At 65.0% G+C, this 18,059-nt stretch carries 19 protein-coding genes and 2 tRNA genes; 7 read left to right on the forward strand and 14 right to left on the reverse strand.

What is annotated here, in order from left to right:
- Position 1: 1 nt before the first annotated feature.
- Positions 2–1,003, reverse strand: a complete 1,002-nt coding sequence (locus tag ACXJKC_RS08735; protein ID WP_456696313.1) for an NAD(P)H-dependent glycerol-3-phosphate dehydrogenase — start codon at positions 1,001–1,003, stop codon at positions 2–4.
- Positions 1,004–1,026: 23 nt separating this feature from the next.
- Positions 1,027–1,755 (reverse strand): lysophospholipid acyltransferase family protein, encoded by a 729-nt coding sequence (locus ACXJKC_RS08740; RefSeq protein WP_456696314.1) that lies wholly within the window; start codon positions 1,753–1,755, stop codon positions 1,027–1,029.
- A 44-nt stretch (positions 1,756–1,799) separates the two neighbouring features.
- Here ACXJKC_RS08740 and ACXJKC_RS08745 point away from each other — a divergent pair, with 44 nt between their 5' ends.
- Complete coding sequence (locus ACXJKC_RS08745; RefSeq protein WP_456696315.1) at positions 1,800–1,985, forward strand: hypothetical protein; 186 nt, start codon at positions 1,800–1,802, stop codon at positions 1,983–1,985.
- A 102-nt stretch (positions 1,986–2,087) separates the two neighbouring features.
- Here the strand turns inward: ACXJKC_RS08745 and leuD are convergent, their stop codons facing one another.
- Both leuD and leuC read right to left on the reverse strand, forming a co-directional pair.
- A complete protein-coding gene (leuD, locus tag ACXJKC_RS08750; RefSeq protein ID WP_456696316.1) occupies positions 2,088–2,687 on the reverse strand; it encodes a 3-isopropylmalate dehydratase small subunit in 600 nt (199 codons plus the stop codon).
- A 1-nt stretch (position 2,688) separates the two neighbouring features.
- Positions 2,689–4,110, reverse strand: coding sequence for a 3-isopropylmalate dehydratase large subunit (gene leuC / locus ACXJKC_RS08755; RefSeq protein WP_456696317.1), 1,422 nt, complete (start codon positions 4,108–4,110; stop codon positions 2,689–2,691).
- 90 nt (positions 4,111–4,200) lie between these two features.
- Between leuC and ACXJKC_RS08760 the strand changes: the two genes are divergently transcribed.
- Positions 4,201–4,917 (forward strand): IclR family transcriptional regulator, encoded by a 717-nt coding sequence (locus tag ACXJKC_RS08760; RefSeq protein WP_456696318.1) that lies wholly within the window; start codon positions 4,201–4,203, stop codon positions 4,915–4,917.
- A 10-nt stretch (positions 4,918–4,927) separates the two neighbouring features.
- Here the strand turns inward: ACXJKC_RS08760 and ACXJKC_RS08765 are convergent, their stop codons facing one another.
- The 3 genes from ACXJKC_RS08765 to ACXJKC_RS08775 form a co-directional block, all read right to left on the reverse strand.
- Positions 4,928–5,341, reverse strand: coding sequence for a hypothetical protein (locus ACXJKC_RS08765; protein WP_456696319.1), 414 nt, complete (start codon positions 5,339–5,341; stop codon positions 4,928–4,930).
- A gap of 169 nt (positions 5,342–5,510) precedes the next feature.
- On the reverse strand, positions 5,511–5,972 hold the full coding sequence (locus tag ACXJKC_RS08770) for a methylated-DNA--[protein]-cysteine S-methyltransferase (protein WP_456696320.1): 462 nt from the start codon (positions 5,970–5,972) through the stop codon (positions 5,511–5,513).
- Positions 5,972–7,411, reverse strand: coding sequence for an AlkA N-terminal domain-containing protein (locus ACXJKC_RS08775; RefSeq protein ID WP_456696321.1), 1,440 nt, complete (start codon positions 7,409–7,411; stop codon positions 5,972–5,974). Before ACXJKC_RS08775 ends, ACXJKC_RS08770 begins: the two co-directional genes overlap by 1 nt.
- 170 nt (positions 7,412–7,581) lie before the next feature.
- On the opposite strand from ACXJKC_RS08775, the gene ACXJKC_RS08780 reads away from it, so the two are divergent.
- Both ACXJKC_RS08780 and helR read left to right on the forward strand, forming a co-directional pair.
- Positions 7,582–8,337, forward strand: coding sequence for a hypothetical protein (locus ACXJKC_RS08780; protein WP_456696322.1), 756 nt, complete (start codon positions 7,582–7,584; stop codon positions 8,335–8,337).
- A gap of 199 nt (positions 8,338–8,536) precedes the next feature.
- On the forward strand, positions 8,537–10,684 hold the full coding sequence (helR, locus tag ACXJKC_RS08785; protein WP_456696323.1) for an RNA polymerase recycling motor ATPase HelR: 2,148 nt from the start codon (positions 8,537–8,539) through the stop codon (positions 10,682–10,684).
- 53 nt (positions 10,685–10,737) lie between these two features.
- Here the strand turns inward: helR and ACXJKC_RS08790 are convergent.
- The 4 genes from ACXJKC_RS08790 to ACXJKC_RS08805 form a co-directional block, all read right to left on the reverse strand.
- A tRNA-Glu gene (locus tag ACXJKC_RS08790) sits at positions 10,738–10,813 on the reverse strand.
- Positions 10,814–10,887: 74 nt separating this feature from the next.
- Positions 10,888–10,959, reverse strand: a tRNA-Gln gene (locus tag ACXJKC_RS08795).
- A 70-nt stretch (positions 10,960–11,029) separates the two neighbouring features.
- A complete protein-coding gene (gene gltX, locus ACXJKC_RS08800; RefSeq protein WP_456696324.1) occupies positions 11,030–12,526 on the reverse strand; it encodes a glutamate--tRNA ligase in 1,497 nt (498 codons plus the stop codon).
- Positions 12,519–13,301 carry a fumarylacetoacetate hydrolase family protein gene (locus ACXJKC_RS08805; RefSeq protein ID WP_456696325.1) on the reverse strand — a complete coding sequence of 261 codons (783 nt, stop codon included), beginning with the start codon at positions 13,299–13,301 and terminating at the stop codon, positions 12,519–12,521. Before ACXJKC_RS08805 ends, gltX begins: the two co-directional genes overlap by 8 nt.
- An 85-nt stretch (positions 13,302–13,386) precedes the next feature.
- On the opposite strand from ACXJKC_RS08805, the gene ACXJKC_RS08810 reads away from it, so the two are divergent.
- Together ACXJKC_RS08810 and ACXJKC_RS08815 are read left to right on the forward strand one after the other, a co-directional pair.
- Positions 13,387–13,965, forward strand: a complete 579-nt coding sequence (locus ACXJKC_RS08810; protein WP_456696326.1) for a TetR/AcrR family transcriptional regulator — start codon at positions 13,387–13,389, stop codon at positions 13,963–13,965.
- Positions 13,962–15,179 (forward strand): Cmx/CmrA family chloramphenicol efflux MFS transporter, encoded by a 1,218-nt coding sequence (locus tag ACXJKC_RS08815; protein ID WP_456696327.1) that lies wholly within the window; start codon positions 13,962–13,964, stop codon positions 15,177–15,179. Before ACXJKC_RS08810 ends, ACXJKC_RS08815 begins: the two co-directional genes overlap by 4 nt.
- Here ACXJKC_RS08815 and ACXJKC_RS08820 read toward each other — a convergent pair.
- Positions 15,154–16,071 carry an NAD(P)/FAD-dependent oxidoreductase gene (locus tag ACXJKC_RS08820; RefSeq protein ID WP_456696328.1) on the reverse strand — a complete coding sequence of 306 codons (918 nt, stop codon included), beginning with the start codon at positions 16,069–16,071 and terminating at the stop codon, positions 15,154–15,156. The two genes, ACXJKC_RS08815 and ACXJKC_RS08820, sit on opposite strands and share 26 nt — an antisense overlap.
- A 66-nt stretch (positions 16,072–16,137) precedes the next feature.
- Between ACXJKC_RS08820 and ACXJKC_RS08825 the strand changes: the two genes are divergently transcribed.
- On the forward strand, positions 16,138–16,572 hold the full coding sequence (locus ACXJKC_RS08825; protein ID WP_456696329.1) for a helix-turn-helix domain-containing protein: 435 nt from the start codon (positions 16,138–16,140) through the stop codon (positions 16,570–16,572).
- Here ACXJKC_RS08825 and ACXJKC_RS08830 read toward each other — a convergent pair.
- Together ACXJKC_RS08830 and recO are read right to left on the reverse strand one after the other, a co-directional pair.
- Positions 16,557–17,330 (reverse strand): isoprenyl transferase, encoded by a 774-nt coding sequence (locus ACXJKC_RS08830; RefSeq protein ID WP_456696330.1) that lies wholly within the window; start codon positions 17,328–17,330, stop codon positions 16,557–16,559. The two genes, ACXJKC_RS08825 and ACXJKC_RS08830, sit on opposite strands and share 16 nt — an antisense overlap.
- Positions 17,327–18,055, reverse strand: a complete 729-nt coding sequence (gene recO, locus ACXJKC_RS08835) for a DNA repair protein RecO (RefSeq protein WP_456696331.1) — start codon at positions 18,053–18,055, stop codon at positions 17,327–17,329. Before recO ends, ACXJKC_RS08830 begins: the two co-directional genes overlap by 4 nt.
- Between the last annotated feature and the right edge of the window lie 4 nt (positions 18,056–18,059).

The raw sequence follows: 18,059 nt of genomic DNA on the forward strand, positions 1-18,059 counted from the left end.
TCTACGAGGTTTCGGGCTTGGCCTGACGCGAGATCAGACGGCGTACGAGCTCATCGGGGGTCATCTCGCCGGCGACCAGCGCTGCGACGTGTTCGACAAGTGGCATCTCGACGCCGTTCAGCTTGGCCAGCTCGCTGACCGACTGACATGATTTGACGCCCTCGGCGATCTGGCGGGTCTGACCCATGATCTCCTCGACGCTCATACCGGTGCCGAGCTTCTCGCCGAACGTCCGGTTGCGTGACAACGGTGATGAGCAGGTGGCGACCAAATCGCCCATACCCGCCAGTCCCATGAACGTCACGGGATCAGCGCCGATCGCGACACCGAGACGCGCGGTCTCGGCCAGGCCCCGAGTGATGACCGAGGCCTTGGTGTTGTCGCCGAAACCGAGACCGACGCAGACGCCGACGGCCAGCCCGATGATGTTCTTCGCAGTGCCCGCCAACTCGCAACCGATGACATCTGTCGTCGAGTAGGGCCGGAACGCCGGCGAGTGGCACAGCTTCTGCAGGCGTTCGGCGACGCCCTGGTCGGCGCAGGCGACGACGCTGGCGGCCGGTTCCCGATTGGCGATCTCTCGGGCCAGGTTGGGGCCCGACACGACCGCGATGCGGTCTGGACCGGCACCGGTCAGCTCGGCGATGACCTCGCTCATGCGCAGATGCGTCCCGAGTTCGATGCCCTTCATCAGGCTGACCAGGATCGCACCGGGCGGTATGTGTGCGGCCCAGGCCTCCAGGTTGGAACGCAGCTGCTGGGACGGGATCGCCAGGACCACGATCTCAGCGTCGGCGAGCGCCTGAGCCGGATCGGTCGTGGCTGATATGGCTGCCGGAAGCTCGATGCCTGGCAGATAGTCCGGGTTCTCGTGCTTGTCGTTGATCGTCTCGCACAGTTCGGGGCGACGGCCCCACAAGCTCACGTCATTGCCGGCGTCGGCCAGCACCATCGCGAAGGCGGTTCCCCATGACCCTGCTCCCATCACGGCTGTCTGCGCCATTCACGAATCCGATCTCTTGGTGGTCAGTGTTTGTAAGTACGGTTCGACTTGCTCAAAGTGTGTACATCGATGCGAGGTGTCGTGGGCACTTCTCCCCGTACTGCGGCCATCATCTCAGTCAAGGTGTCCATCAGGCGATCTGTGGCATCGCGCAGCAGCTGTTCGGTGACCTGCTGGCCCTCGAAGTCTGACAGGTCGATGGGGTCGCCGATGCGCACATGGATCGTCTTGCGCGGGAAAAGCCGTAGGCGCTTGGTATAGGGCCACAGGATCTCCTGGGCACCGGTCTGCATCATGGGTACCAGTGGCTTGCCTGTGGCGAGTGCGACCCGCACCGCGCCGGTTCGTCCGCTCATGGGCCAGCCGGCGGGATCGCGGGTCAACGTGCCCTCGGGATATATCGAGACGACATTGCCGGCTTCGACCGATGCGATCGCCGCCACGAGCGAATCGGCAGCCGTCGCGCTGTTGCGATACACCGGGATCTGTTCGGCGTTGCGAAGGATTCGCCCGAGCACCGCCACATTCATCAGACTGTTCTTGGCCAGGAACTTCGGCGGGATCCCCTGATCGACCATGAAGTGCGAGATCAGAAACGGGTCGAGATGAGAGTTGTGGTTGGGCGCGAGAACGTAACCGCCGCTGGGCAGCTTGTCCTGTCCTTGCCAATCACGTTTGGTCACCAGTTGCAGAACTGGCCGCAGGAAGAACACGATGACCCGCAGAGTCCGTGGGAAGTGGCGACGCTCCATGAGGTCGAGCCTAATCCAACGCCTCCTCCACTAGGCTGAATAACATGCAGGGCACCGTGGCGAGCTTCGACGAAACCACCCGGTCAGGTCACGTCCTGACCGACCAGGGTGAGCAATTGGACTACACCGCCGAGACCTTGGCCGACCATATCCGCCATCTACGAGTCGGCCAGAGAGTCTTCCTGGAGATGTCCGGCGAAGCCGTGACGTCCCTCAAAATTTGGCGATAACGCTCATGAGTCACTGAGTCACCACCCGCGAGTCACCGGGTCACACACAAGGTGTGTGTAAGTGACTCGCAACATGTAATTCAGTGACTCATGAGCGTGGGGTCAGAGGGTGGCGGGTTTGTACGACGGGCGCTTCGCTTCGTACTTCTCGATGTCTTCTTCGTGGCTCAGCGTGATGCCGACATCGTCGAGGCCCTCAAGGAGGCGCCAACGGGTGTAGTCGTCGATCGTGAAGGAATCCTCGATCGCGTCGATCCCTTCGCCGGCCTTGACCGTACGAGTCTCGAGGTCGATCGTGATGGACGCTCCGGGGTTCTCGTCGAGGTAGTCCCACAGCCGCTGGACGACCTTCTCGTCGACCTGCGCGGCGAGCAGCCCCGCCTTGCCGGAGTTGCCACGGAAGATGTCACCGAAGCGGGGCGAGATGACGACCTTGAAGCCGTAGTTCTGCAGGGCCCACACGGCATGCTCACGCGAGGAGCCCGTACCGAAGTCGGGGCCGGCGACCAGAACCGTGGCGTTCTTGTAGGCATCCTTGTTCAAGACGAACTCGGGATCATTGCGCCAAGCCGAGAAGAGTCCCTCTTCGAAGCCGTCACGGGTGACCTTCTTCAGCCAGACGGCCGGGATGATCTGGTCGGTGTCGACGTTGCTGCGACGTAACGGCGCGCCGACACCTGTGTGCGTAGAGAACTTGTCCATGTCAGGCTCCTGCCTTCTCGAGCTCGGCCAGGTCGGCGGGACCGGCGAGGTGTCCGAGGATTCCGGTTGCGACGGCGACATCGGGCGAGACGAGGTGCGTACGGCCACCCTTGCCTTGGCGTCCCTCGAAGTTGCGGTTGGACGTCGAGGCGCTGCGCTCACCGACGGCGAGCTGGTCGGGGTTCATGCCGAGGCACATCGAGCAGCCTGCTCCGCGCCACTCGGCACCGGCGTCCTTGAAGATCACGTCGAGGCCTTCCTGTTCGGCCTGCAGACGGACGCGAACGGACCCGGGCACGACCAGGATGCGGGTGTCGTCGGCGACCTTGTGTCCCTCGATCAGTGAAGCTGCGACGCGGAGGTCCTCGATGCGACCGTTGGTGCACGAGCCGATGAACACCGTGTCCACCTTGATGTCCTTCATCGGCGTGCCGGCCTCGAGGCCCATGTAACGCAGGGCGTTCTCGGCGGCGATGCGCTCGTTGTCGTCCTCGAACGACGCCGGGTCGGGCACGTTGCCCGACAGCGGCACGCCCTGGCCGGGATTGGTGCCCCACGTGACGAATGGCGTGATCGTGGAGGCGTCGATCGTGATGACCTTGTCGAACTCGGCGTCGTCGTCGGTGACCAGGCTGTCCCAGTGCGCTACGGCGGCATCCCAGTCGGCGCCGGTCGGCGCGCTCGGGCGGCCTTTGAGGTAGTCGTACGTCGTCTGGTCCGGAGCGATGAGCCCGGCCTTGGCGCCCCACTCGATCGACATATTGCAGATCGTCATGCGGGCTTCCATCGACAGCGCGCGGATCGCGTCGCCGCGGTACTCCACGATGTAGCCCTGGCCGCCGCCGGTCGTCTCCTGCGTGATGAGCGCGAGGATCAGGTCCTTGGCGGTCGAGCCGACGGGAAGGTCGCCGACGACCTCGACGGCCATCATCTTGGGCTTGGCCTGCGAGAGCGACTGGGTGGCGAGAACATGCTCGACCTCAGAGGTGCCGATGCCGAACGCGATCGAACCGAACGCACCGTGCGTCGAGGTGTGCGAGTCACCGCAGACGATCGTCATGCCGGGCTGGGTCAGTCCGAGCTGCGGGCCGACAACGTGGACGATGCCCTGGTCGATGTCACCCATGGGGTGCAGCCTGACGCCGAATTCTTTGCAGTTCTTGCGCAGCGTTTCGACCTGCGTACGCGAGACCAAGTCGGCGATCGGCTTGTCGAGATCGGTCGTGGGGATGTTGTGATCCTCGGTCGCAAGCGTCAGGTCGGGACGACGCACGGTGCGACCCGACAGACGCAGGCCGTCGAAGGCCTGCGGGCTGGTGACCTCGTGAATGAGGTGGAGATCGATGTAGAGAAGGTCAGGCTCGCCCTCGTGACGGCGAACGACGTGTTCTTCCCAGATCTTCTCGGCAAGAGTCTTGCCCATGATGCTCTCCTCGACTCCCCTGCTGGTGCAGGACTGTGGTGGCTGTCCCAGATACTTGCGTCTCACTATTCGATACGGCAGTATCAAGACATGGACAACTCTAGCGGAGTCGGCGTTCTCGACAAAGCCGCCATGGTGCTCGCAGCCCTCGAACCCGGCCCGGCGACACTGGCCGGTCTGGTGGCAAGTACGGGACTCGCCCGCCCGACCGCGCACCGTCTCGCCGTCGCCCTTGAACATCATCGGCTCGTCGCCCGTGACATGCAAGGACGCTTCATCCTGGGTCCCCGACTCGGGGAGCTGGCAGCAGCGGCCGGCGAGGACCGACTCTTGGCGGCTGCCGGCCCGGTCCTGGCCCGCTTGCGCGATATCACCGGCGAGTCGGCCCAGTTGTTCCGCCGCCAAGGTGACTTCCGGGTATGCGTCGCGGCCGCCGACCGGCCGACTGGCCTGAGGGATTCGATTCCCGTCGGCGGACAGCTCACGATGGCGGCCGGCTCCGCCGCCCAGGTGCTGCTGTCTTGGGAAGACCCCGAACGGATGAACAAGGGCCTGCTCAAGGCGACCTTCTCGGCAGCAGAACTGTCGGCCGTGCGACGCCGCGGCTGGGCGCAGAGCGTCGGCGAGCGCGAGAACGGCGTCGGCTCAGTGTCAGCGCCCGTCCGATCGCCGTCCGGCAAAGTCGTCGCCGCGGTGTCGGTGTCCGGTCCTCTGGAACGGCTGACCCGCCAGCCCGGACGCATGCACGCTCCCGCCGTCGTCGCAGCGGCCGAGCGCCTCTCGCAGAGCCTGCGCCGCTCGTCCTGAGCCGGATTGTCTAGGCCGCAAGATCGTCCGGCGCCACGACTCTCATGACGGAGTCGTCGGCGACATGGATCGGCCATCGCCCGAGACCGACCCGCGTCAGCTCGGCGGTCAACATACGTGCCCAGACCAGGTCCGTCTGTCGGGTGCCGCCAGATGTCGGACGTGCCCACAGCACCGCACATGTTGCATCCGATTCAGTCGCCCGGCTGACGTCTCGCAGGATTTCGGCGAGGTTGGCGACCATGACCTGTTCTGGAACGGCCGGACACTCGGCGATGTTGATGACGTGCGGGAAGACCTCGCCCTGGCCGTCGATCACGATCGCGAAGAGCTGACGACTGGCAAAGCCCAATGGCTCGATCAGCTCGCGCCAACAGGCTTCGAGTTCGGCTGTCGTGTGAACGAACTTCGGTGAAAATGACATGGCCAAACCTTCACCCGGCCACTCAGAGCCCGTCGAACCGTTATCCACACCCCGTTCGCGAGCCACTGAGTTACCTACCGCGAGTCACTGGCTCACGCGTACAGGCCGGGCCGTTCTCGCGGGACGTCACCAGGTGACTCGCGGGCAGTGAATACGCGACTCATGAGCGTCAGAAGAGACCCGGGATCTCCAGGTCGAGAAGTGTCTTCTTGCGCTCGAGTCCGCCCGCGTAACCGGTCAACGTGCCGTCGGAGCCGATGACCCGGTGGCACGGCACGATGATCGGGATGGGATTGGCCCCATTGGCCGCCCCGACCGCACGAGACACCACCGGTTCGTAGCCGAGGCGCCGGGCGATATCGCCGTAACTCGCGGTCTCACCATAGGGGATCCTTCGCAGCTCGCCCCAGACCTTCTGCTGGAACTGTGTGCCGTCATTGGCCAGAGGCAGGTCGAAATCGGTGCGCGCACCCGAAAAGTATTCGGCGAGCTGCTGCTCGACGTCGTCGAGGAGCGAGTCGGTCGTCCTCTGCCCACGAGGCGCCGCTCCGAAATCGATCGCGGTCAGCAGGCTCGCAGAAGAGTGCAACCGCAGTCCTCCGATCGGTGAATCAATCCAGCGTGTAGCCATCACTGCGTCCTCTCGTCGTCGACGCTCGCGCGCCACAGGTACATCGCGGCGTAGGAACGCCACGGCTTCCATCGTTCGGTCCGTGCTGGGTCGATCCCGTGACGCAGCAGCATACGGCGGATGATCAGATCGGTCTCGAGCATGACGTCGGGGTGCGCCAGGGCCCGCATGCAGATGTAGTCGGCCGTCCACGGCCCGATGCCGGGCATCGCGACCAGAGCAGCTCGGGCCTCGTCGCGGTCAGAGCCCGGGTCGAGCTCGAGCGAGCCATCGGCTGACGCACGGGCGACGCCGATCAGGGCCCGTGCGCGTGACCGAGGCATGCTGAGCGCAGTCTCTTCGGCATCCGCAAGCGCACCCGCGGTCGCGAAAGCGTGGGTCAGACCGTGCGCCGAAGCCAGATCGAACGCCACCGGTTCGCCATACGTCTGGGCGAACCGTCCGAGGATCGTCCGTGCTCCGGCCACCGACACCTGCTGGCCGACGATGGCCCGCACCGCGACTTCGAATCCGTCCATCTGGCTCGGCAAGCGCAGGCCCGGCGCAGCAGCGACCAGCGGCTCCAACACGGGATCGGCCGACAACACATCGCCGATAGCGATCGGATCGGTATCGAGATCGAGCAGCCGGCGCGAACGCTGCACCGCTACCGCGGTGTCGCGCAGATCGGCCAGCTCGAGTTCGCAATCGACATGATCATCGTGAAGGGTCAGCTGTACGACGCCGAGACCGTGCGGCAGTCGCACGACGCGGGCGTACGTCCGCCCCTCGACACGTTCGACCCCCGTGATGGCCCGGCCTCCCAGGAATTCCAGCAGACCATCGGCATGAAATGGCTGGCGTACCGCAAGACGCAACGTCAGGCGACCTGTCGGCGTGCCCCGTCGCCCGCGCATCTGCGTGGGCGTCAAGGCGTAGGCCTGGCGGACGGAGTCGTTGAACTGGCGAATCGAGGCGAACCCCGCCGCGAAGGCGATATCGGACATCGGCAGCGCTGTCGTCTCGATCAGGATCCGCGCGGCCTGCGCGCGATTGCTTCGAGCGATCGCGAGAGGTCCGGCCCCTACCTCCTGAGCCAACATGCGACTCACATGCCGCTGGCTGTAGCCGAGACGATCGGCCAGCCCCTCGACGCCTTGACGCTCGACGATCCCGTCGGCGATCAGGCGCATGGCCCGACCTACCGCATCGGCGCGGAAGTTCCATTCCGGCGAGCCTGGCGTCGTGTCGGGGCGGCAACGGCGACACGCCCGCAGACCGGCATCCTGCGCGGCGGCAGCCGTGGCGAAGAATGTGACGTTCTGGGATTTGGGCGTGACGGCCGGGCAGGAGGGGCGGCAGTAGATTCCCGTGGTTCGGACACCTGTGTAGAAGACGCCGTCGAACCTCGCCTCGCGAGCCTGCACGGCCCGGTAACAACGCTCGTGATCGGTGAACATATCTCAATCATGACGTCTGCCTCCGACACATACTAGCGGGAATCAGACATGGACGATGCGGCCATCGAAAGCCGATGACGGATCGGAGACTTGAGCCCGTGGCCGCGACGTACCCCCATACTCGTTCCAGGTGTCATATGCTCATCCCGACTTCAACTCCTGGGAGTGCCATGGCAAAGAAAAAGGTCGTCCGCGTCGAAAGCACGCCGGACGTCAACCAGACGGAACCGACCTGGAAACCCACGCCAGAGGCGAAAGGCAAGTCGACCCAGTTCCGGCTCATCGCGGCCGCCTTGTGGGCCGTCGCGATAGGTCTCGAGATCTACGCGATCTTCGGCGTCCTGAACGCCGACGAGATCAAGATGTGGCTGCTCATCACGCTGATAGTCGTGATCGGGCTGTTCGCCGTCGCCGGTTCCCTGTTGTGGAAGAAGGCGAATCGGCTCGACCCGGCATCCAAGGAAGACACCGTCCGGTTCTTCGTGCAGAACCAGCTCGGTGCGATCATCACGGTCATCGCGTTCTTGCCGTTGATCGTCCTGATCCTGCTCAACAAGGACATGACGACCCAGCAGAAGGCACTTGCCGGTGGCCTGGGCGCCATCGTGATGGTCGCCGCTGCGGCCGTCGGGATCGACTGGAATCCGCCCTCGACCGAGCAGTACACCGCCGAGAGCAATGAAGTCACGAGCATCACCGGCAAGGACCTCGTCTATTGGACCAAGTCCGGCAAAGTCTTCCACCTGTGCGAGAAGGTCTCGGCCGTCAACCTGAAGTCCAAGGACAACACGATCTACTCCGGCACCGTGGCAGACGCGCACGCCGCCGGCAAGGACCGACTGACTCTCCAGGTCGCGCAGGAGACCAAGCAATGCGGTTTCGACACCCCGACGCCGACTCCAGAACCGACTGAATCGGCCGAATAGCCCGCGCTATCGCGAGATGCCATAGCAAGACCCCTGACCGTTGCGGTCAGGGGTCTTGTTCACTTGGTCGACGGAAAGTGGAGTGCTCACCCCCTTCCTTTCTCAAGGTATAACGCAGACGGGGGCTTGCCGCAAGCCCCCAGGGGTGCCTCAGAATGGTCGGCCCAGGCCATAGACCGACGATTCAGTGAGGCGCCAGATGCACTCCGAACACCGCGCATTCAACTTGCCGGTCCGCCTTGCGGCCAAGGCGAACCCGGCTCTGATCGCCGACGACGAGCGGCACTTGAACGCTGTCGCCACGACGCTCGAGCAGACGATCGAAGAACTCTCCGCGCGCCTCGACACGACCCGTAGGACGCCCGGAGGCATCGGCCAAGAAGCCATGGACCGCGACCTCGAAATCCACCGTCTGACTGCCCGCCTGCGGACGCTGCGCCGGTTCGGGCTCGACCTGTGCCTCGGCCGTATGGTCACGACGACCGGCGACAACATCTACGTCGGCCGACTGGGCCTCTCGGACAACGACGGCGGGCGTCTCCTCGTCGACTGGCGCTCCCCCGCCGCCGAACCGTTCTTCGGCGCGACGCATGCCCGTCCCATGGGCCTGTCGAGTCGCCGCCGGTATCGGTGGACCCATGGACGGATCACCGACTACTGGGATGAGGTCTTCGACCTCGAAAATGCCTCCGGGCACGCCGCCCTCGACGATCAGTCGGCGTTCATCGCAAGCCTCGGCACCGAGCGTTCCGCACAGATGCGAGATGTGCTCGGCACGATCCAGGCCGACCAGGATGCCATCATCAGAGCGTCATCGCGTGGCACCCTCGTCGTCGACGGAGGTCCTGGTACCGGAAAGACGGTTGTCGCATTGCACCGAGCGGCATATCTGCTGCACGCGGATCCGCGACTCAACCAACGCCGCGGTGCGGTGTTGTTCGTCGGGCCGCACCGCCCCTATCTGGTGTACGTCGCGGACATTCTGCCGAGCCTCGGCGAGGACGGCGTACAGACGTGCATCCTGCATGATCTGATCGCCGAAGGTTCGGCGGCGACGATCGAGTCGGACCCCGACATCGCTCACCTGAAATCCTCGGCCCGATGGGTCGAGGCCATCGAGGCCGCGGTGCGGTTCTGGGAGGAGCCGCCGAGCGAAGGCATGTGGGTCGAGATCGGATCATCGGAGGTCTGGCTGAGCGCGGACGACTGGGCCGAAGCCTTCCAGGCCCCCGATCCGGGCACCCCGCACAACGAGGCACCTGACGCGATCTGGGACGAACTGATCACGATCCTGATCGACAGATACGACGGTGAGGAGGATGTCGACGACATCAGGGCTTCACTGGCCGCGGATCACGATCTGCGCGAGACTCTCGACCGCGCTTGGACGAAGATCGAGGCACCCGAACTCATCGCGGATCTCTGGTCGGTTCCCGCATATCTGCGACGCTGCGCTCCGTGGCTCAGCCAGGACGAGGTCCTGGCACTACAACGCGAGGACCCCCGGTCGTGGACCGAATCGGACCTGCCCCTGCTCGACACCACGCGGCACCTGCTGGGCGACTCAGGAGCTTCGCTGCGCACCCGCAAGCAGGCCGCGGTGAGTGCTGACGAACGCCGTCAGATGGATCGGGTCATCGACGAGTTGGTCCAGGCCGATGGCGACGCGTACGGGGTCGGTCTCGTGACGATGCTTCGCCATGAGGATCTGATGAGCGCCTTGGTCGACGACGAGGCACTCCCCGGGACGCCTCGTGACGATCTGGGCGGACCGTTCGCCCACATCATCGTCGACGAAGCCCAGGAACTGACCGATGCGCAATGGCAGATGCTCCTGATGCGATGCCCGGCGAGAAGCTTCACGATTGTCGGCGACCGTGCGCAAGCACGGCACGGTTTCACCGAATCATGGACCGATCGGCTCGAGCGGATCGGCCTCGATCAGATCACGGTCGCCTCGCTGAACATCAACTACCGCACCCCGGCCGAGGTCATGGCAGAGGCCGAACCGGCGATTCGCACGGTGCTCCCTGACGCCAATGCGCCGACGTCGATCCGCAGGAGCGGCATCGCCGTCAAGCACGGCGTCACCGCCGAACTGTCATCGCACCTGGAGACCTGGCTCGGCGTCCACTCCGAAGGAACTGCCTGCGTCATCGGTGCGCCGGAGTTCGCGCCGACCGAGCGCGTCAACTCCCTGACGCCGCAACTCGCGAAGGGGCTGGAGTTCGACCTCGTGATCCTGGTCGACCCCGACGAGTTCGGCGATGGGATCGAAGGGGCGGTTGACCGCTATGTCGCGATGACCCGTGCGACCCAGCAGCTCGTGATCTTGACCAGCGGGTGACAGCAAAAGACCCTCCGACCTTGCGTTTCCGCAGATCAGAGGGTCTTTTTCCATGGTAGCCCCGACGGGATTCGAACCCGCGCTACCGCCTTGAGAGGGCGGCGTGCTAGGCCGCTACACAACGGGGCCATGGCGCTTCTTGCAGCCTTTCGGCCTTGAGTACCCTACCAAATTCTCCGTAGAAGCTATCTGGCGGGGTCTCGCTGGGATACTAGGACTCGAACCTAGAATGGCGGTACCAGAAACCGCTGTGTTGCCAATTACACCATATCCCAAAGGCTGCGGACGAGGTCCGAACCGAGACCAAACATTACCCGACCAGGTCCGCAGCACCCAAACCGGGGTTCATCCCAGTGCGGCATCCAGACGTGCGATGGTCTTGCGATGTCCCAGCAGTTCGAGCGACTCGAACAGCGGTGGGGAGATGCGACTTCCCGTCACCGCAACCCGAACCGGCCCGAACGCCAACCGCGGCTTCAGTCCCAGACCGTCGATGAGCGACGACCTGAGCGCTCCTTCGATCGTCGCGGTCGTCCACTCGGCCCTCCCCGGGATCGCGTCGAGCGCGTCGCGGGCGACCTTGGCGACCTCGAGGCCTGCCTCGTTGAGGTTCTTGGCCGCATCCGCCTCGTCGACCGCGAAGTCGGCATCGCTGACGAACAGGAACCGCAACATGTCGACAGCCTCAGTGAGGAGCGTCATGCGTTCGTGCACTAGCGGGGTCGCGGCGGCGAGGACTCCGAGCTGCGTCTCGGTCGGCTCCGCATCGATGAGCCCCGCGTCCTGGAAGTACGGCACCAGACGATCTCGGAGGTCATTCTCCGACAGCAGGCGCACGTGGGAGCCGTTGATGGCCTCGGCCTTCTTGATATCGAATCGCGCCGGGTTGGGGTTGACCCGGCCGATTTCGAACACCTCGACCATCTCGGGGATCGAGAAGACGTCACGGTCGTCGGCGATCGACCAGCCGAGCAGCGCCATGTAGTTGAGCAGCGCCTCGGGCAGGAAGCCCTTGGGTTTGTAGTCGAGCAGATTCGACTCAGGATCGCGCTTGGAGAGTTTGCGATTGCCCTCACCCATGACGAACGGCAGGTGGCCGAACTCGGGAGTGAAGCCTCCCCCGATGCCGATCTGGGCGAAGGCTTCGTACAACGCGATCTGGCGCGGGGTGGAGCTCAGCAGGTCCTCGCCGCGCAGCACGTGGGTGATGCCCATCATGGCGTCATCGGTGGGGTTCGTCAGCGTGTACAGCGGTTGGCCGTTGGCGCGCACCAGAACGTAGTCCTGGACGTTCTCGGACCCGAACGTGATCTCACCGCGCACCAGGTCATTGAACGTGTAGTCCTTGTCGGGCATCTTGAACCGGATGACAGGCTCCCGCCCCTCAGCCTCGTACGCCGCGATCTGCTCGTCCGTGAGGTCACGGTGCAATCCGTCGTACCCGCTGGGCTTGCCTGCCGCGCGGGCGGCGTTGCGGCGAGCCTCGAGCTCTTCGGCGGAGTCGTAGGCCTTATAGGCGAATCCCGCGTCGAGCAGCTGCTGTGCGACGTCGGCGTAGATGCCCATCCGCTCTGATTGACGGTACGGACCGTGGGGCCCGCCGACCTCCGGGCCTTCGTCCCAGTCGAGGCCCAACCAGCGCATGACTTCGACGAGCAGGTGGTACGACTCCTCGTTGTCACGCGAGGTGTCGGTGTCTTCGATACGGAAGACGAACTTGCCACCGTGGTGACGGGCGAACGCCCAGCTGAACAACGCCGTACGGGCCATCCCCACGTGCGGGTTGCCGGTCGGGCTGGGGCAGAAACGAGCGACTACGGGACGAGTCGGAGCGTCAGTCATTGCGGGAAACCACCGAGTTCGTGAGGGTACCGAGGCCTTCGACGGTCACACTGACCTGGTCGCCGACCTGCATGGGACCGACACCCTCTGGGGTGCCGGTGAGGATGACATCGCCGGGCAGCAAGGTCATGAAGGATGAGACGTAGGCGATGATCGCCGGCACGTCGAAGACCATGTCGGACGTCTGCCCGTCCTGTTTTACATCGTCGCCGAGCCGGGTCGTGACCCGGACGTTCGAGGGATCGAAATCGGTCTCGATCCACGGCCCGAGGGGACAGAACGTGTCGAAGCCCTTCGCGCGGGCCCACTGGCCGTCCTTGGCCTGCAGGTCGCGCGCGGTGACGTCGTTGGCGATCGTGTAACCGAAGATGACCTTGGGGGCGTCTTCGACGGAGATATCGCGACAGATACGTCCGATCACCACCGCGAGCTCGCCCTCGAAGTGCACGTCATTGCTCTGCTCGGGGTAGAAGATCGGCTCGCCGGGCCCGATCACCGAAGTGTTCGGCTTGAGGAAGATCAGTGGCTCCTGGGGAACCGAGCCGCCCATCTCGGCGGCGTGAGCGGCGTAGTTCTTGCCCACGCACACGACTTTGCTGCGCGGGATGACCGGCGCGAGCAGCCGCACATCTGCGAGCGGGATCTTCTGGCCGCTGAGGTGGAGACCCGCGTACAGCGGATCACCGTTCAGCACGGCGATGGTGGGGACGCCGTTGTCGTCCCCTATGACTCCGAAACGGGGATCGTCGTCCCCGGCAAACCTGGCTATACGCATAGATCACCAGGGTATCGCTCCGGCGGCCTCCCAGCCGCAGGCACAGTTTTGGAACGATCAGTTCAGAATGTGTTAGCGTGCTGGCATGGCCAGACCCCGCGAGTTCGATCCCGACACAGTTGCCGATGCGGTTGTCGAAGATTTCTGGAGTTCGACGTATTCGGCCACCTCGACCGACGAGCTGTGTCGCTCGACCGGACTGTCACGCAGCAGCCTCTACAACACATTCGGAAGCAAGCGCGATCTGTATCTGATGGCGATCGGCCGTTACGCCGAGATGAAGCAGGCACAACGCATCGCGCTGCTGGAGGCCGAGGACGACGGCCGCGCCCTGCTCGAGCGGATCATCGAAACCGTACTCGCCGAACAGTGGAGCGATCCCGACCGCCGAGCCTGCTTCGGGATCAATGCGTGCCTCGACGAAGGCACCGACGACGCCGAGATCCGCACCGCACTCGAAACCAATGCCCAGGCCTACGACGCGATGCTGACAGCTGTCATCGGTCGCGGTCAGGCAGATGGCTCGATCTCCTCCCAGGCCTCGGCCGCAGGCCTCGCCCGCGTCGTGCACGCGATGCTGGACGGCCTCCAGGTCCGTACCCGGATCCGGCCCTCACGCGAGGATCAACGACGCGATGTCGACTCTCTGATGGCGCTGCTATGACGACGCGCACCCGACTGCCGATCTCTGTCTACGTCATCGCACTCACGATCTTCTGCCTCGGCACGTCCGAGTTCATGCTCGCCGGTCTCCTGCCCGACATGGCCACAGACCTCGACGTCTCGATCCCGTCGGCGGGCGGACTGATCAGCGCTTTCGCGATAGGGATGCTCGCCGGTGCCCCGGTCATGGCTCTCCTGACGCTGCGCCTGCCTCGGCGTCTGACCCTCATCGCCGCTTGCCTCGTGTTCGGCGCAGCTCATGTGGTCGGAGCACTGGCCGACGACTACCTCCTGCTCCTCGCGACGCGGGTCGTGGCGGCATTGGCCTGTGCCACGTTCTGGGCGGTCGGCGCTGTCACCGCGGTGACCGTCTCGCCGGCCGGATCCACTGCCCGCGCCCTGGCGATCGTCCTCGGCGGTCTGACCCTGGCCAATGTGCTGGGCGTGCCGGCCGGAACCTGGATCGGCGACCGCCTCGGCTGGCAGTCGGCATTTGCCGCCGTCGCCGTCGCAACCCTGATAGCGACGATCGCCACGGCGCTGTTCGTGCCCGAGACGGGCGCAGAGGATGCACGCACTCCCCTGCGGGAGCGCGTGCAGGCCGAGCTCGCGGTGTTTCGCCAATCCCGGCTCTGGGCGGCGCTGGCAACGACCACGATGTATCAAGCCGCCGTGTTCTGCGCCTTCTCCTACCTCGCCCCGCTGTTGACCGACGTCGCCGGACTCCCCTCCTCACAGGTGCCCGTCGTGCTCCTGGTGTTCGGAGTGGGGACGTTGATCGGCATCTCGATTGGCGGCCGATTCGCCGATCGCTCGGCGCTCACCAACATCTTCATCTCGCTGTTCGCGATGGCGACCTCATTGGTGGCGCTGGCCGCAGTCGCGCACTCCCCCACGCTCGTGGTCGGCGGCGTCTTCGTGTTCGGCGTCGCGGCCTTTTCGATCGCGTCGGCGATCAATGCACGCGTCTTCAAGCTCGCCGCGGATGCGCCCACCCTCGCGGCGGCCGTCAACGTCTCGGCCTTCAACGTCGGCAATGCGATCGGACCCTGGATCGGCGGTCTCGCGATTTCTGCCGGGCTCGGATTCATCGCCCCGCTGTGGTTCGCTCTCGGATTGACCGCCGCAGCGCTGGGTTGCGCGACGATCTCATGGCAGCTGGAACGTCAGCGCGAGCCCGGGTGCCCGGCTATCGCCTGCCCAGCAAGTCCCTGACGCACGACGAACCGGCGACCAAACCGGCCGCCGTGGCCGTCGCGAGCGACGGCATCGGCATCGGCAGTGCTGCGACGTGCGCGAGATCACCGGCAGCGTAGACACCGGGAACACTCGTGGCGCCCATCACGTCGACCTCGATGGCGCCGGACGGCAGCAGCGCGAGCCCCAGCTGTTGGGCAAACGGCGCCGACTGCTCGAATGTCGCGGACGCCACGAAGACTCCTGCGACCTCGACCGCATCGACGCCGTCGAGTGCGACGCTCACGCCGCGATCGATCCGCTCGACCCCCAGCACCGGCGCCGAAATGATCCGGGCGCCGAGTCCAGCCAGGATCGCGGCGTTCTCGTCGTCGACCTCGGCACCATCGGTCAGCACAGCGAGATCTCGGCTGACGCGGCCCAACATGCTGGCATACATTCCGAGGTGGCTGTTGGTGCCCAATATCGCGATGGGTTGATCGGCGACCTCGTAGCCGTGGCAGAACGGGCACTGTGCCGCCTCGACACCCCAGATCTCCTGGAGTCCCGGGACGTCGGGCAACAGATCACGCATTCCGGTGGCGAGCACCACAGTACGAGCCTGCACGATCTCGCCGTCGACAACCGCAGTGAAGTCGCGGCCGTCAACGGTCACGGAATCGACCCGCCCGGTCCGCAGCTCGACGGTCGGGTACGCCGCAACGTCCTTGCGGGCCAGTTCCCGGATCTCGTCCGGGGACCGACCGTCGTGGGTAATCAGATTGTGGGCGTGCTCGACCGTGCCGTTGCGGTAATCGCCCGAATCGACGAGCAGCACCGTGTGGCGCATGCGTCCCAAAGTGAGAGCGGCCTGCAGTCCTGCTGGTCCTCCGCCGATGACGATGGTGTCGACTGAGCTGATCGCGTTCATGGTGATCTCCCTTGCCATTCTTGTGCGCTGGTTGCGTTGACCATCATGATGTGAGTTCATGTCAACATGAAGTCAAATCTGAGGTCCATCGGCGACACCGCGGCCAGATTCGGATTGGCAACGCACGTCCTTCGGCACTGGGAGGACTGCGGCCTGCTGATCCCTGTCCGAGACAGTGCCGGACGCCGGATGTACGGCGACAACGACATCGTGCGGATCGCGGTGATCCTGCGCAGCAAGGCCGCCGGGATGAGCCTGGAACAGATCGCGGTGCTGCTCGATGATGACCGCGGCCCGGATCGGCACCGGATCCTTCAGGAGCACCTGGCCGAGCTCGACCGACGTATGGACGAGATGCGCCTCTCGCGGGAGATGACACAGCACGCATTCGAATGCGAAGCCCACGACGTGACCCGCTGCCCGGGGTTCCGTTCCACGATCCAGGATCTCGTGGACGGTTCGACCACCTGGTCGCTGGCTACTGCTCAGGCGCTGCCGTAGCGACGATTGCGCTCGGCATAGGTCTCGATCGCCGCCCAGAGGGCGCGGCGGTCGACATCGGGCCAGGCGATGTCACTGAAGACCATCTCGGCGTACGCCGACTGCCATAGCAGGAAGTTGCTGGTGCGCTGCTCGCCCGATGTGCGCCAGAACAAGTCGACATCGTGCATATCGGGTTCGTCGAGATAGCGGGCGAAGACCTTCTCGGTGACCTTGTCAGGCTTGACCCGGCCGGCGGCGACATCGTGCGCGAGCGCCGCGGCGGCGTCGGCGATCTCGGCCCGGCCACCGTAGTTGACGCACATCGTGAGGGTCAGGACGTCATTGTCACGAGTCAGCTCTTCGGCTTCCTCAAGTTCCTTGATGACACTGCGCCACAGTCGGGGACGGCGTCCGGCCCAGCGCACCCGGACGCCCAGCTCGTGCATCGCATCGCGGCGCCGGCGGATCACATCGCGGTTGAACCCCATCAGGAACCGCACCTCATCGGGCGACCGCTTCCAGTTCTCGGTGGAGAACGCATAGGCCGAAACCGCCTTGACGCCGATCTCGATGGCACCCTCGACCACATCGAACAGGGCCGCCTCGCCCATCTCGTGGCCGGCAGTGCGCGGCAGACCTCGTTGTTTGGCCCAGCGGCCATTACCGTCCATGACGATTGCGACGTGATGCGGAACCTGCGCGGCCGGGATGCTCGGCGGCACAGCTCCGGACGGATGCGGCCGAGGGGTCCTCGGGCTCAGCTGGCGGCCCGTCATCGGTCGACGTGGGTCAGGGAACGCAGACCACGCTCGAGATGCCACGACAGATAGGCGCTGACCATACCGCTTGCCTCACGGCGGGAGCGGTCATCCGATGTCTCTACGGTCGCCCAGTCCCCGCACAGCAGTCCGGCCAGCAGCGTCACGGTGAACGGCGATGGCGCCGCGCACCCGGCGACCCGGCAGTCGTCACACAGCATGCCGCCCGAAGCTGCATGGAAGTTGCGGTGCGGGCCCTCTTCGCCACAGCGCGCGCAACCGTCGAACGTCGGAGCGTATCCGGCGATCGACAACGCTCTCAGCTGATAGGAATCGAGAATCAAACTCGGAGTCATGCGTCCCTCGGTCAACGCCCGCAGCGCACCGGTCAGCAGCTGGAACTGCGCGATGGCGGGTTCGCCATCCTCTTGCACCAGTCGCTCGGCGGTCTCCAGCATCGCGGTTCCGGCGGTGTAGGCCGCATAGTTCGAACCGAGGCTCTTGGAGAAGGCATTGACGGTCTCGGCCTGGGTGATGATGTCGAGCGAGCGCCCTTCGGCCAACTGCAGATCGACGTGCATGAACGGCTCGAGTCGTCCGCCGAAGCGTGATGTGGTCTTGCGGACACCCTTGGCAACTGCGCGGACGATACCGCGCTGCCTGGTCAGCAGCGTGATGATGCGGTCGGCCTCGCCCAGCTTGTGCACCCGCAGCACGATGCCGGTGTCGCGGTAAAGACTCACACCT

The organism is Aeromicrobium sp. P5_D10 (genome assembly GCF_054049535.1).